The following is a 13,060-nucleotide window of genomic DNA, read 5'->3' as shown; positions in this document are numbered from 1 at the left end:
CATGTTGCAGGAAGCCTGTTCCGCGGCTGAACACGTAGCCTTGCAGTTGCAGCGCGACACCGACAGTTATGCGGCGCTCGGCGCCCGGCTGCGCAGCGCGCAGCCGGCCAATGTGCTGACTGTCGCCCGCGGCAGTTCCGACCATGCCGCCAACTATTGCGCCTACCTGATCATGGCGCGCCTGGGCCGCATCGTGGCCTCGCTGCCGATGTCGCTGGTGACGCTGTACAAGTCGCCGCTGCTGACCCGCGATGCGCTGGCCATTGCAATTTCACAGTCGGGCCAGAGCCCGGACGTGATTGAGCCTATCCGTTATTTCCGCGAAGGCGGCGCCACCACCGTGGCCCTGGTCAACGATGCGGCTTCGCCATTGGCCCACAGCGCGGAATGGAGCTTGCCGCTGCATGCCGGCCCGGAGCTGAGTGTTGCCGCCACCAAGAGTTTCATCACCAGCCTGACAGCGGCCGCGCGCCTGGTGGCGCACTGGCAAGGCGATGCCGAGTTCCTGGCGCAGATCGAAGCCTTGCCGGCTGCGCTGCAGCTGGCAACCGAAACCGACTGGTCGGCCGCCATCGAAGTCCTGGCGCCGGCCTCGCGCATCATGGTGGTCGGGCGCGGCACCAGTTTTCCGGTGGCGCTCGAAGCGGCCCTCAAATTCAAGGAAACCTCGGTGCTGCAAGCCGAAGCATTCAGCGGCGCCGAGATCAAGCACGGTCCGATGGCCTTGATCAACGAAGGTTACCCTTTGCTGATTTTTGCGACGCGCGGGCCGACCCAGGCCGGCCTGGTCAAGCTGGCCGAAGAAATGCGCGGACGCGGCGCGCGTGTATTGCTGGCAGCGCCGGCCGATGTGAGCGAACGCGACCTCACCTTGCCGCTGGCGCCGACGCCGGACCTGGACCCGATCGTGGCGATCCAGGCCTTCTATGTCATGGCCGCCAACCTGTCCATCGCCCGCGGACTGGATCCGGACCGTCCGCGCCATCTGAGCAAAGTGACCAAGACCAATTAATCGATTGAATTTAATCGATTGAAATAGCCCCGAACAGATGGAGCAGCAATATGAGTAGCAGCGTGAGTAGCACCGCGAGTAGCACCGATAGCAAACCAGATTCCCAGGGCAAACTGAGCGCGGCGCGCCGCGTCGCCGGGCAGCTGATCATGATCCGCATGCCGGGCACGGTGCTGGACGAGGACACAGCGCAGTTCTTGCGCGACAACCATATCCGCGCGGTCTGCCTGTTCCGCCAGAACATGGTGAACCCAGAACAGCTGGCCAAGCTGACCGCCGACCTGCGTGCGGTGATGGGACCGAATGCCTTGATCGGCATCGACCAGGAAGGCGGCGCCGTGGTGCGCGCTACCTGGCTGCCGGCGCCGCCGGCGGCGATGGCCCTGGGAGCGGTCGACGATGTAGCGCTGGCGCGATCTGTCGGCGCCGCGGTCGCGCGCGGCATCAAGTCGCTCGGTTTCAACTGGAATTTTGCGCCGGTGCTGGATCTCAACAATAATCCTGCCAATCCGGTCATCGGCGAACGCTCCTTCGGTTCCGATCCGCAGCGCGCCACCGAACTGGCGCTGGCCTGGATGGAGGGCAGCCTGGAGCAGGGCGTGGCGTGCTGCGTCAAGCATTTCCCCGGGCATGGCGACACCCATGTCGATTCGCACCGCGACTTGCCAACGGTAACCAAGCCGCGCAGCGCGCTGGATGCGCTGGAGCTGGCGCCGTTCAAGGCGGCGCGAAGGGCGCCGGCCATGATGAGCGCCCACATCGTCTACCCGGCGCTGGACCCTGAATATCCGGCGACCCTGTCGCGCAAAATCCTGACCGACCTGCTGCGCGGCGAATGGGATTACCGCGGCGTCATCATTACCGACGGCATGGACATGCACGCGATCGCCGGCCGCTACGGCGTCGGCAATGCGGCGGTGCGAGCCTTGGCTGCCGGCGCCGACATGGTCATGGCGCTGGGCAATCGCGGCACGCAAGAAGAAACCCTGGTGTCCCTGACGATGGCATTGGCTACCGCTGATGAGCATGGCGATCTTGGCAGCACCGCGGTCGCCGCCCGGCTGGCGCGGCTGGACAGCCTGGCTACCGCTTATCCCTGTGCGGCGGGGGCTTATCTCACAGAATCTGCCGATGAATTGCTGATGGTTGACGCCTGGCGCCGCGGCCTGACAGTAGCAGGACAGCCGCAGCGTTTAGCCAACGGCGCAAGAATCCGCCTGGTCGCTTGCGCCGACGCTGCCGGCGATGGCGTCGCTGAAGCCGGTTTGCCGGCCGAGGTGGTGTCCGCCTTGCTGGCGCGCCGCTACGATGTCGAACTGGTGACTTTCGACGACGAAGACAAATTTGACTGGGCCTCGCTGCCGGCTGACGGCAGGACGCTGATCTTGGCTTCGACCACGCGTTTGCGCTACGGCGAAAAAGCCAGGAAGACCTGGCGCCCCGATCTGCACCTGGTGCTGTGGAATCCGTTCCAGATACTGGATATCGCGGCGCCGGCCCTGGTCACTTACGGTTTTGCCGCAGCGGCGCTGGAGGCTGTCGCCGACTGGCTGGGCGGAACCCTCGAAGCGCGCGGCAAGATGCCGGTGCCGGTAACCAGCAACGTTGACCCACTGCGCCCACAGCGGCAACTGACATGAGCATCCAGGAAAAAACCGAGCACCATCCCGCACTCTGGGTGCCGACGCTGTACTTCGCCGAGGGGCTGCCCTATTTTGTGGTGGCGACCATCGCCGGCCTGATGTACAAGAGCATGGGCATGGCCAACGACCGGATTGCGCTGTGGACCGGCATGCTCGGTTTCGTCTGGGTCTTCAAGCCGCTCTGGAGTCCGTTCCTGGAAGCGGCGCGCAGCAAGAAATCGATCGTGCTGCTGTTCCAGTTCCTGGGCGGCGCCAGTCTCGGGCTGGTAGCGCTGGCGCTGCACCTGCCGGATTATTTTGCGGTCAGCATCGCCTTGCTGGGACTGGTGGCGATTGCTTCGGCCACCCATGACATCGCTGCCGACGGCTTGTATATCGCCAGCCTCAGTGCGACCCAGCAGGCAACCTACGCTGGCTGGCAGGGCGGCTTCTATAATGTCGCGCGATTTTTCTCGCTGGGCGGGCTGGTGGTGCTGGCCGGCTATTTCGAGAAGCGCATGGCGGTGGCGCAAGCCTGGAGCCTGATCTTCGGCATGCTGGGAGCGAGCATGGTGCTGCTGGCGATCTATCATTTCTGGGCTTTGCCGGCCGGCCGCAATGTAGCTCGTCCGACCGGTGGCAAGGGTGCGATGAGGGGGGTCTGGCTAACCCTGCGCGACGTCATCATCGATTTTTTCCAGAAACCGGGCATCTGGCTGGCGATTGCTTTCATCATCCTGTTCCGCGCGGGCGAAGGGCAGATCACCACCATCGGCCCGCTGTTCCTGCGCGCCGCGCGGGTTGAAGGCGGGCTGGGGCTGGCGACGGCCGAAGTCGGCGCCGTGTACGGCACCCTGGCTACCGTGGCGTTCATTGCAGGCAGCCTGCTGGGCGGTTATTTCACGGCCTGGCGCGGCCTGCGGCGCAGCATGTTTTTCTTGATTCTGGCGATGAACCTGCCGAACCTCGCTTATTTTTTCCTGAGCACCGCCATGCCGAGCAGCCTGGGCGTGATCGGCGCCGCCCTGAGCCTGGAAATGTTCGGCTACGGTTTTGGTTTTGTCGGCCTGATCCTGTTCATCATGCAGGAGGTCGCGGTGGGCAAATACCAGATGGCGCATTACGCGCTCGGCACCGGCATCATGCAGCTGGGCTACGTGCTGTTCAAGATGGTCAGCGGCGCGGTCCAGGGCGCGCTCGGCTACCAGCATTTTTTCCTGTGGGTGCTGGTTTCCGCGATCCCGGTCTTGCTGCTGTCGCGCATAGTGCCGATCGGACGCCACGAGCAGGCCGCCGAGGCAGCAGCCCAGCCGGCCGCGGTCTGAACGCGATGAGATATTTTCCTCAACGCCTGCTGGTGCTGGCGTCGCTGCTGCTGGCGGCCGACGCAGCAGCTGCCGCTACCGGCATTTTTTTCGACGACTTTCACTACGCAGATACCGCCGCCCTGGCCGCTGGCGGCTGGAAGATCCGCGACCAGCAAGGCCATCCCGGCATCGAGCGCGGGCAGTGGGGGCCGGGCACCATCAGCCTGGTCGACGACCCGCAAGCCGGCGGCCAGCGGCTGTTGCGCCTGAATGCCAGCACCGACGGCCGGCCTGAAGGCACTTTCCAGGCCCAGCTTTGCCATCAGCGTAAATATTTCGAAGGGACTTACGCCGCCCGCATACGCTTCAGCGATGCGCCGGTGACGGGGCCCGGCGGCGATCTGGTGGTCGAATCCTTTTACACCTCCAGCCCGCTCAAGCACGATTTCGATCCGCAATACAGCGAACTCGACTGGGAATACCTGCCCAACGGCGGCTGGGGCAATCCGCACAGCAGGCTGTACAGCGTGTCCTGGCAAACGGTGCAGATGGAACCCTGGAACGCATTCAACCAGGTGCACGAGGAACAGCGCGCGCTGGGCGGCTGGCATACCGTGCTGATGCAGGTGGGCGGCGGCAAGATCCGCTACTTCCTGGACGGCGTGCAGCTGGATGAACACGGCGGCCGCAATTACCCGGCGCAGCCGATGTCGATCAATTTCAATTTGTGGTTTTCACCCAGCGGAGTGCTGCCGGACACCAGGGTGGAGCGGCGCTACGAACAGGACCTGGCCTGGGTAATGCACGCCAAGGACCAGCTGCTGTCGCCGGCGCAGGTCGACGCGGCGGTCGGGCTTACCGTCGTACCGGCGTACATCATGTGGATACGGTGGCAGCCATGGAGCCGCCGTTGCCGTCCAACTGCGATTTTTAAGATAAGAGAGATACGTGATGAAACTGATGCGGTTACCGATGCTGCTTGCAGCGCTGTTGCCTGCCGTGGCCATGGCGGCGCCCTATAAAGTAGTTGCTTACTACCTGCCCTCACAGCAGCGCCAATACTCCGCGGCGGACATAGACGCCAGCAAGATGACCCACCTGAATTATGCATTCGCGCTGATCAAAGATGGCGAAATCGTCGCCGACCAGTCCTCCGGCACCGACCAGAGCGCACGTGATTACATCGTGCTGCGCGGCCTCAAAAGCCGCTCTCCCAAGCTGAAGACCCTGATCTCGGTGGGCGGCTGGGCCGGCTCCAAGGAGTTTTCGGATGTGGCGCTGACGCCGCAGTCGCGCCGGAAATTCGCCGATAGCGCGGTCGCCTTCCTGCGCAAAAACGGTTTCGACGGCGTCGACATCGACTGGGAATTCCCGGTAGCCGGCGGCGATGCGGCGAACATCATGCGTCCCGAAGACAAGCAGAATTACACGCTGCTGCTGCAAGCGCTGCGCGAGCGCCTCGACAACGCCGGCAAACAGGAACACCGCAGCTACCTGCTGACTGCTGCAATCGGCAATAACCAGGGATTTTTCCAGAACACCGAAATGGCCAAGGTCGCTGCGATCCTCGACTGGGTCAACATCATGACCTACGATTTCAGCGGTTCATGGAGCAAGTTCGCCGGCCACGTCGCGCCCTTGTACAACGATCCGGCCTTGGCGCGGCCGGACGCCAATCCCAAATTCAATGTCAGCAGCACGGTCGAGATGGCTTTGCAGGCCGGCATTCCGGCCGCCAAGCTGGTGCTGGGCATGCCGTTCTATGGCTATAGCTGGAAACAATGCGGCGCGCAGCTGCACGGACAGCACCAGGATTGCAACGGCAAGGGCCGCGGCGGCGTCGAGCCTGGCGAGCTGGATTTCGCCGACATCAGCGCCACGCTGGTCAATCGCAATGGCTTCACCCGTTATTGGAACGATGCCGCCAAAGTACCCTACCTGTTCAATCCGGATACCGGCGAATTCGTCAGCTACGACGATGTCGAATCGCTGGACTACAAGATCAGATACCTGAAGCAGAAGGGCCTGGCCGGCGCCATGTTCTGGCAGCTGTCGGCGGACCGCGATGCGGTATTGCTGGATAAAGTGGCGACAGACCTGCTCAAGCCGTAGGGTGGGCACCAGTGCTCACCAGATGCTGCCGTTGGCAGCTGCCTGGCTGCATAGTAGAATCGCAAGGGCAGGGTGATCGCATCACCGCAAGCCCGACGCGGCCTATCCTTGAAAGGAATCCAAGACAATGACCAACCAAAACATCAGCTACATGACAGCAGCGGCGGTATTGAGCGTGACGCTGGCCGGCTGCGCCGCCGATTCAGGCTCGGCGCCGGCGGCTGCACCGGGACCGCAAGGAACACCGGGATCGGCGCAAGGCTGCAAGGCGGACAAGCTGGAAGACAGTGCGCTCGTCGGCAAAACCGAGAGCGAGGCAACGGCGCTGCTGGCCGGCTGCCGCTGGCGCATTGGCGAGCGCGACGGCGAGCAGTTCATGGGCACCATGGACTATTGGGAAGACCGGCGCACGCTGGGCATCGCCAAAGGCAAGGTAAGCTGGGTCAAGCGCGGTTGATATACGGAGGCGGTGAGCGCAAGCGCCGCCATCGATTGAGGTTGAAAAAAGCCCCGCTCAGATCTGAGCGGGGCTTTTTATTTGACGCCGGCTGATGCCGGCCTTTTGTCTTACAGTCCCAGTTTCGAGATGAAGGCGTTGGTGAAGCCCAGTGTGCCTGCCTGGCCATAAGTATTGCAGGTAGGCGAGGCCGAGCCTGGCGCGCAATCGCGGTCGCGATCGAAGGACCAGTAGTGGATGCCGCCCAGGCCGTTTTGCTGTGCGAAATTGACCAGCGTCGTGACATCGGCGATAGAGAAAGTCTCATCGGTCGTGTCGTTGCCGCCAATCATCGGCGTCACTTCGATCTGCTTGTACGGCACGCCATACTGGTTATGCAGTTCGATTGCCGATTGCGCCGCCGAGGCGCCCATGTCGCAGCCGCCGCTGCTGTTGAGCATGCAGTTGCCGCCGGCCGAGCTGCCGTAGTCCATCGCCATCAGGTTGATGGTGTAGTTGGTCAAGCCGTAAGCCTGGATCGCTTGCATCACTTGCACGCCGTAGTAGCCGAGGCTAGGCGTTACATGGCCGCCCAGCGTCGCCAGCGTGAAGCTGAAACGCAGGTTCGGATAAGTCGCTTGTGCGTTTTTCACGCGCAGCACCAGGTTGTTGATGTCAGCAGTGCTTTGACCGGCTTCAATATCGAAATCTATGCCGACCAGGTTGGCCGAATAATAGGTCTGGATGAATTTCTTGAAGTCTGCATCGTTGCCGCAAGTGAAGGAACCTGCTGCGCCGCCGGTGGAAACAATGTATTTCTTGCCGGCGTTGACGAACGCTTGCACGTTGGCTGCAGCGAAGGCCGATGCCGATACGCCGCCCCAGTTTTCGCTACCGCAGGCGCCGGTCGCAAAGGCCCAGGTCAGGGTGGTGAGCTTGGCTGGCATGGCGCTCAGCACGGTCTGCGTGGTGCCGGTGACCGCGGTGCTCATGGCGTAGGTATTCCAGTTCAGGTTGATGTTGCCATCTTTGTATGGACTGAAAACGAAGCCGGCCGGTGTGGTGCCGCCGCCTGGAGGAGGAGGCGGTGGTGGCGGTGGTGGAGGCGGCGGCGTCACGACGCCGCAGGTTTCGACGATGGTCCATGGCTGGCCGGTGCCCGAGCCGCCGTTGTTGGTGGAAGGATTGTTCCCTTGGGTCCACCAGTTGGCTTTGTAGTTGACGCCGTTGTAGCTGACCGTGGCGCCGCCGGTATACGCAGTGCTGGCGACCCAGGCTGGATAACAGGTTACCGTCGACGCTGCTTGCGCGCTCGCTGCTATCAGGGGGCTGGCTTCGGCGCCGGTCATGATGGCGCTGCAGGCCAGGGTAAGCATGAGGCCCTGTATGAGTTTCAGTTTCAATTTTCTCTCCTGAGAAGGTTGGTCGGGCAGCATGGAAAGACCAGCTGCCGGAAGGCACAGACTTGTTATGCGATGTGAACCAAGACCGAAGCTGTTAAAAATCATCACTGCTATAACCACGCTATAGCCACTGCAAATGCCGCTGAGCCAGATTGCCGGAAACAGACGACATCTCATCCGTCATCTTCTGTATTTCCATATGGAAATATCGAATTAAGGGCACTGTAAGAGCGCAAAAAGTGGCTGTCAATCTGTATCTAACTGGTATTGCATTAATAAATTTGTGGTCTCATTTTGGTGCGCTTCATATGAACCTAAAGTATTGTTTATATTGATTTTTATTAAAATTATGCACACTGTTTTTTTGATAAGTGGACTGGTCGCTTTTTTTCGATTCTGAGCTCGAAATATTGGCCTGGCGATAAATCGGCTATCGATATGCGGTTGGTGAAGGGCGCCGGAAAGGTAACTGAAGCGGAGGGAATCGGAAGGTAGAGGGAGTGCGCACCGACAGTCGCGCCGGGCGGTTTTCCAGGCCGGCGGACGCCAGCAAGTATAATCCCTGCCTTTTTCACCATTTCCCGGTTTGCCGTGGAGAAATGCCTGCCATCGCTTGATTGGAGGCGGCCTCATCGTTTTCGAAGGAAGTTGTTGCATGAGTTTATTCCGTACCAAAGATCTGGATAAGATGATCCATTCCAGCCGCACCGATACCGGTCTGCAGCGCAGCCTGGGGGCGCTGGACCTGACTTTGCTGGGCGTCGGCGCGATTGTCGGCACCGGCATTTTTGTCCTGACCGGCAGCGGTGCCTTGCTGGCCGGTCCCGGCCTGTCGCTGTCGTTCATCCTGGCTGCGATCGCCTGCGGTTTCGCCGCGCTGTGTTATGCCGAGTTTTCGTCGACGGTGCCGGTCTCCGGTTCGATCTATACCTATAGCTATGCCACCATGGGCGAAATCGTGGCCTGGATCATCGGCTGGGACCTGATGCTGGAATACGGGCTGGCGACTTCGGCGGTGTCGGTCGGCTGGTCGGGCTACATGCAGTCGCTGCTGTCCGGCTTCGGGATTGCCTTGCCGGCGGTCTTGACTGCGGCGCCAGGCGCCGTTCCTGGCGTCACTACCTGGTTCAACCTGCCGGCGTTCTGCATCCTGCTGGTGATTACCGGCTTGCTGTCGATCGGCATCCGCGAATCGGCGCGCGCCAATAACATCATGGTGTTCATCAAGGTGGCGGTGGTGCTGCTGTTCATCGCCGTCGGCGCCGGCCATGTGCAGCCGGCCAACTGGCAACCGTACCTGCCGTTCGGCTACAACGGCGTGTTCAATGCGGCGGCGATCGTGTTCTTTGCTTTCATCGGGTTCGATGCGGTGACTTCGGCGGCGGAGGAGGTCAAGAATCCGGCGCGGGCCTTACCTATCGGGATCATTGCTTCGCTGGGGATCTGCGCCTTGCTGTATGTGGTGGTGGCGGCGATCATGACTGGCATCGTGCCGTTTGCGAAATTTGCGGGGGTGGATCATCCGGTGTCGCTGGCTTTGCAGTATGCGGGAGAGAACTGGGTGGCCGGGTTCGTTGACCTGGGGGCGATCATCGGCATGACTACGGTGATCCTGGTGATGACTTATGGACAGACGCGGATCCTGTTTGCGATGTCGCGCGATGGCTTGCTGCCGAAAAAATTGTCGAGCATCCATCCGCGTTTTGCTACGCCGTTATTTACTACCTGGCTGGTGGGGATCGTGTTTGCGTTCATCGCGGCGCTGATTCCACTCAACATCCTGGCGGAGCTGATCAATATCGGGACCTTGATGGCGTTTTCGCTGATTGCGGTGGCGGTGCTGGTGTTGCGCAGGACGCGGCCCGATTTGCCACGGGCTTTCCGCTGCCCCGGGGTGCCGTTTGTGCCGCTGGCGGCGATCGGGTTCTGCGTGTTCCTGATGTTCCATCTGCAGGCGGTGACCTGGATTGCGTTCCTGTGCTGGCTGGCGATAGGCTTTGTCGTCTATTTCGGCTACGCCCGCAAGCGCTCGCTGCTGCATCCGCATCCGTAGTTAAATTAGGGTCGGAGTTTTTTTTCGCGTTTTTTGCGAAAATTACTCTGACCCTAATTTAACGGGCTACGGAGTGCGTACTGTGGCATTCCACGATCTTCTTTCGTCGCTACCTAAAACGCTCACTACTCAATAGGCGCTTGCGGGGGAGGGCTCAAAAGGAAAACCGCTGCCGTGCTCGCTGTCAAGTTTGCGAGTACGGCAGCGGTTTTGTTTGGCTTGCTGGATATTACTGCTTGGCAGCCACCGCAGCGTTTGCTTTAGCCTTTGCTTCATCCCGCACAATCACCACGCTAACGCGGGCCGGGTCGATGTATTTGCGGAAGGCTGCATTGACTTGTTCCACCGTCAAGGCGCTGATCTTGTCTTCCACCTGCTTGCTCCAGGCGAAGGTGCGGTTGATGTCAAGCAGCCTGGCCCAGCCGGCGCTGAGGGCGCTGTCCTGGGCGCGGGCGTTCTGGTTTTCCTGCAGGATGCCGGATTTGGCGCGGGCCAGTTCTTCGGCGCTGAAACCGTCCTTCAATGCGCGCGCCAGTTCTTCCTTGACTGCAAGGTCGACCTTGCCCAGGTTTTGCGGCGCGGCGATGGCTTGCACCGAGAACCTGGCGGCGCGGCTGACGGAGCTGATGTCCAGCGACGAGCCGATGCCGTAGGACAGTCCTTCCTTCTGGCGTACGCGGTCGATCAGGCGCGATTTCAAGCCGCCGCCGCCGAACAGGTAGTTGGCTACCATCATGGCCGGATAGTCGGCGTCGTCGTCGCGCATGTCGAGGTTCTGGCGCGCCACGTAAAAGCCGTTTTCCTTGTCCGGCGAGTTGATGGTTTTCTGCAGCGGCGCTACGTCGAAATTCTGGCGGATCACACGCTGGTAAGGCGCTGCGCTTTTCCAGCTGCCGAATTCTTCCTGGATCACCTTGGTGACGGCAGCGACGTCGAAATCGCCGACGATCGCCAGCTCGCCTTGCGAAGCGCCGTAGAAGTCGTGGTGGAAGGCGCTGACGTCAGCCAGCGGGGTGGCCTGGATCGCGGCGATCTGCTGGTCCACGGTTTGCGCCGCCAGCCAGTGGCCTTGCGGATATTTGTTGAAGTGCTGGGAGATGGCTTCCGCCGCCAGCGTGTTCGGTTCGTTGCGCGATGCTTCCAGGCCGACCAGGGCTTCCTTGCGCAGGCGCTCGTATTCGGCCGGATCCAGGCGCGGCTGCTTGAGCACGCTGGCCACCAGTTTCAAGGCCGCCGGCAGGTTGCTGCGCGTGGTCTGGAATTGGGTCGGGCTGCCGCTCATCTTCAGCTTGGAAAATTCGTCGGCCAGCTGCTCACGGCTCAGCGTGGTGGTGCCGCGCATCAGCATGGCATCCATCAATTCGGAAGCAGTCTTTTTACCGAACAAGGTTTTTTCATCGCCCCATTGCAGGTTCAGCTTGACCGTAACGGTTTCGCCGCGTGTTTTCTTCGGCAGCAGCGCGAGCTTCAGGCCGCCCACTTGCGAGCGCTGGGTGCGGGCGTCGATATTGGCTTGCGACGGATCGAACGTTTCGCCGTCGGCGACTGCCTGCTGCGGCTTGTAATCCTTGAACAGCGCCGGCAGGCTTGGCGCGGCGGGAACATCGGCGCGCTGCAGCTGGTCTTCCGGCTGGAACAGGCCGACCGTGCGGTTATCGCGGGTGAAGTAGTGCGCTGCGGCTGCCGCCACTTGCGCCGAAGTGACCTTGTTGGAACGGTCGCGGCCCAGGAACAGCAGACGCCAGTCGCCCAGCGCGATGGTGCCGGACATGGCGACGCCGACTTTCTGCGGGTCGTTCAGCAGCTTTTCGAAGCTGTTGGCGTTGTCCAGGCGCACCCGTTCCATTTCTTCAGGAGTCGGCGGCGTCTTGGCAAATTGCTCGACGCCTTCGATCAGGGCCTGGCGCACCGGTTCGATCGGCTCGCCTTTCTTGACCACGGCCGCGATGATTTCCAGGCCCGGCGCATAGCCGGTCATTTCATAGTTGAATATGGCGGTGGCTTTGCCGGTTTCCACCAGCGATTTGTGCAGGCGCCCGTTGGGCGTGTCGGCCAGGATGGTGCCGGCATAGGACAAGGCATCGCTGTCGGGATGCAGCTCGCTCGGGATCTTGTAGGCGACGGCGACGATCTGCACATCGCCCTGGCGCCGCACGGTGACGCTGCGTTCGCCGTCCTGGGTCGGCTCCACGGTCCAGAAATCACGCATCTTGCGGGTCGGCTTGGGCAGCTTGCCGAACGCCTGGCTGACCCAGGCCAGGGTCTTGGCCTGGTCGAATTTTCCGGCGATCAGCAGCACCGCATTGTCAGGCTGGTAGTAGGTGCGATAAAAGGCCTGCAGGTTTTCTATCTTGACGTTTTCGATATCGCTGCGGTTGCCGATGGTCGGCTTGCCATAGTTGTGCCAGTCGTAAGCGACGCCTTGCAGGCGCTTGAACAGGACGCCGTACGGCGAATTTTCACCTTGTTCGTATTCGTTGCGCACCACCGTCATTTCACTGTCCAGGTCTTTCCTGGCGATGAAGGAATGCAGCATGCGGTCGGCTTCCATGTCGATCGCCCATTTCAGGTTGTCGTCGCCGGCCTGGAAGATTTCATAATAATTGGTGCGGTCGACGTTGGTGGTGCCGTTGAATTGCATGCCGCGCTGGCTGAAATCCTTGGGGATCGCAGGGTGGGTAGGGGTGCCCTTGAACATCAGGTGTTCCAGCAGATGCGCCATGCCGGTTTCGCCATAATTTTCGAAACGCGAACCGACCAGGTAAGTCATGTTGACTGTTACCGTGGGCTTGGACGCATCGGGGAACAGCAAGACCTTGAAGCCGTTGGCAAACTGGTATTCGGTGATGCCTTCGGCCGACGGCCCCTGGGTGACGCCGGCCGGCAATGCGGTTGCTGCTTGCGCGGCGCCGACGAAAGCGGCGCTGCAGGCGGTAGCCAGCAGGCAGGACAGCAAGCAGCTGGACCAGGAACGTTTACGGAATAGATGCATGAAATTTCCGATCTATGGAGAAAAGAATGGACGAAAAAGCGGACGAAAAAGCGCACATATCCAGCTGGTGTCCCGACTCAGGACACTAGGGATCGGCATTGAATCAGATTTGGGGCTACAGCG

9 protein-coding genes are annotated in these 13,060 nt (G+C 61.2%); 7 read left to right on the top strand and 2 right to left on the bottom strand.

The annotated features are described in order from the left end of the window. Position 1 precedes the first annotated feature (1 nt). The 6 genes from CFter6_RS17145 to CFter6_RS17120 all read left to right on the top strand — a co-directional run bounded on the left by CFter6_RS17145 (position 2) and on the right by CFter6_RS17120 (position 6,510). Positions 2-1,012: an SIS domain-containing protein gene (locus CFter6_RS17145; protein WP_061540954.1), complete on the top strand. Its 1,011-nt coding sequence runs from the start codon at positions 2-4 to the stop codon at positions 1,010-1,012. Between the two features lie 50 nt (positions 1,013-1,062). Next, positions 1,063-2,652 (top strand): beta-N-acetylhexosaminidase, encoded by a 1,590-nt coding sequence (nagZ, locus tag CFter6_RS17140; RefSeq protein ID WP_082814842.1) that lies wholly within the window; start codon positions 1,063-1,065, stop codon positions 2,650-2,652. Continuing rightward, positions 2,649-3,959, top strand: coding sequence for an MFS transporter (locus tag CFter6_RS17135; protein WP_061540953.1), 1,311 nt, complete (start codon positions 2,649-2,651; stop codon positions 3,957-3,959). Before nagZ ends, CFter6_RS17135 begins: the two co-directional genes overlap by 4 nt. 5 nt (positions 3,960-3,964) lie before the next feature. Further along, entirely contained in the window at positions 3,965-4,963 is a 999-nt protein-coding gene (locus tag CFter6_RS17130; RefSeq protein WP_061540952.1) for a glycoside hydrolase family 16 protein, read from the top strand. After that, complete coding sequence (locus CFter6_RS17125; RefSeq protein ID WP_061540951.1) at positions 4,893-6,053, top strand: glycoside hydrolase family 18 protein; 1,161 nt, start codon at positions 4,893-4,895, stop codon at positions 6,051-6,053. The genes CFter6_RS17130 and CFter6_RS17125 overlap by 71 nt, the downstream gene beginning before the upstream one ends. Positions 6,054-6,180: 127 nt before the next feature. Next, positions 6,181-6,510, top strand: a complete 330-nt coding sequence (locus CFter6_RS17120; protein WP_061540950.1) for a hypothetical protein — start codon at positions 6,181-6,183, stop codon at positions 6,508-6,510. 110 nt (positions 6,511-6,620) lie between these two features. Here CFter6_RS17120 and CFter6_RS26505 read toward each other — a convergent pair whose 3' ends face one another. Continuing rightward, on the bottom strand, positions 6,621-7,892 hold the full coding sequence (locus CFter6_RS26505; protein ID WP_269465633.1) for a carbohydrate-binding protein: 1,272 nt from the start codon (positions 7,890-7,892) through the stop codon (positions 6,621-6,623). Between the two features lie 655 nt (positions 7,893-8,547). Here CFter6_RS26505 and CFter6_RS17110 point away from each other — a divergent pair. After that, positions 8,548-9,945 (top strand): amino acid permease, encoded by a 1,398-nt coding sequence (locus CFter6_RS17110; RefSeq protein ID WP_061540948.1) that lies wholly within the window; start codon positions 8,548-8,550, stop codon positions 9,943-9,945. Between the two features lie 229 nt (positions 9,946-10,174). Here CFter6_RS17110 and CFter6_RS17105 read toward each other — a convergent pair whose 3' ends face one another. Next, the gene (locus tag CFter6_RS17105; protein WP_061540947.1) at positions 10,175-12,937 is read right to left on the bottom strand and encodes a M16 family metallopeptidase; all 2,763 of its coding nucleotides are present in this window, start codon (positions 12,935-12,937) and stop codon (positions 10,175-10,177) included. Between the last annotated feature and the right edge of the window lie 123 nt (positions 12,938-13,060).

The organism is Collimonas fungivorans, assembly GCF_001584145.1.
GTDB classification, from domain to species: domain Bacteria; phylum Pseudomonadota; class Gammaproteobacteria; order Burkholderiales; family Burkholderiaceae_D; genus Collimonas; species Collimonas fungivorans.
The sequence above is the reverse complement of the archived record's forward strand: the minus strand, read 5'-3'. Positions and strand labels throughout refer to the sequence as shown.

Coding starts and splice junctions, on each gene's coding strand:
- CFter6_RS17105 (WP_061540947.1), bottom strand. CDS start 12,937: ATGCATCTATTCCGTAAACGTTCCTGGTCCAGCTGCTTGCTGTCCTGC.
- nagZ (WP_082814842.1), top strand. CDS start 1,063: ATGAGTAGCAGCGTGAGTAGCACCGCGAGTAGCACCGATAGCAAACCA.
- CFter6_RS17125 (WP_061540951.1), top strand. CDS start 4,893: ATGAAACTGATGCGGTTACCGATGCTGCTTGCAGCGCTGTTGCCTGCC.
- CFter6_RS17145 (WP_061540954.1), top strand. CDS start 2: ATGTTGCAGGAAGCCTGTTCCGCGGCTGAACACGTAGCCTTGCAGTTG.
- CFter6_RS17110 (WP_061540948.1), top strand. CDS start 8,548: ATGAGTTTATTCCGTACCAAAGATCTGGATAAGATGATCCATTCCAGC.
- CFter6_RS17135 (WP_061540953.1), top strand. CDS start 2,649: ATGAGCATCCAGGAAAAAACCGAGCACCATCCCGCACTCTGGGTGCCG.
- CFter6_RS17120 (WP_061540950.1), top strand. CDS start 6,181: ATGACCAACCAAAACATCAGCTACATGACAGCAGCGGCGGTATTGAGC.
- CFter6_RS17130 (WP_061540952.1), top strand. CDS start 3,965: ATGAGATATTTTCCTCAACGCCTGCTGGTGCTGGCGTCGCTGCTGCTG.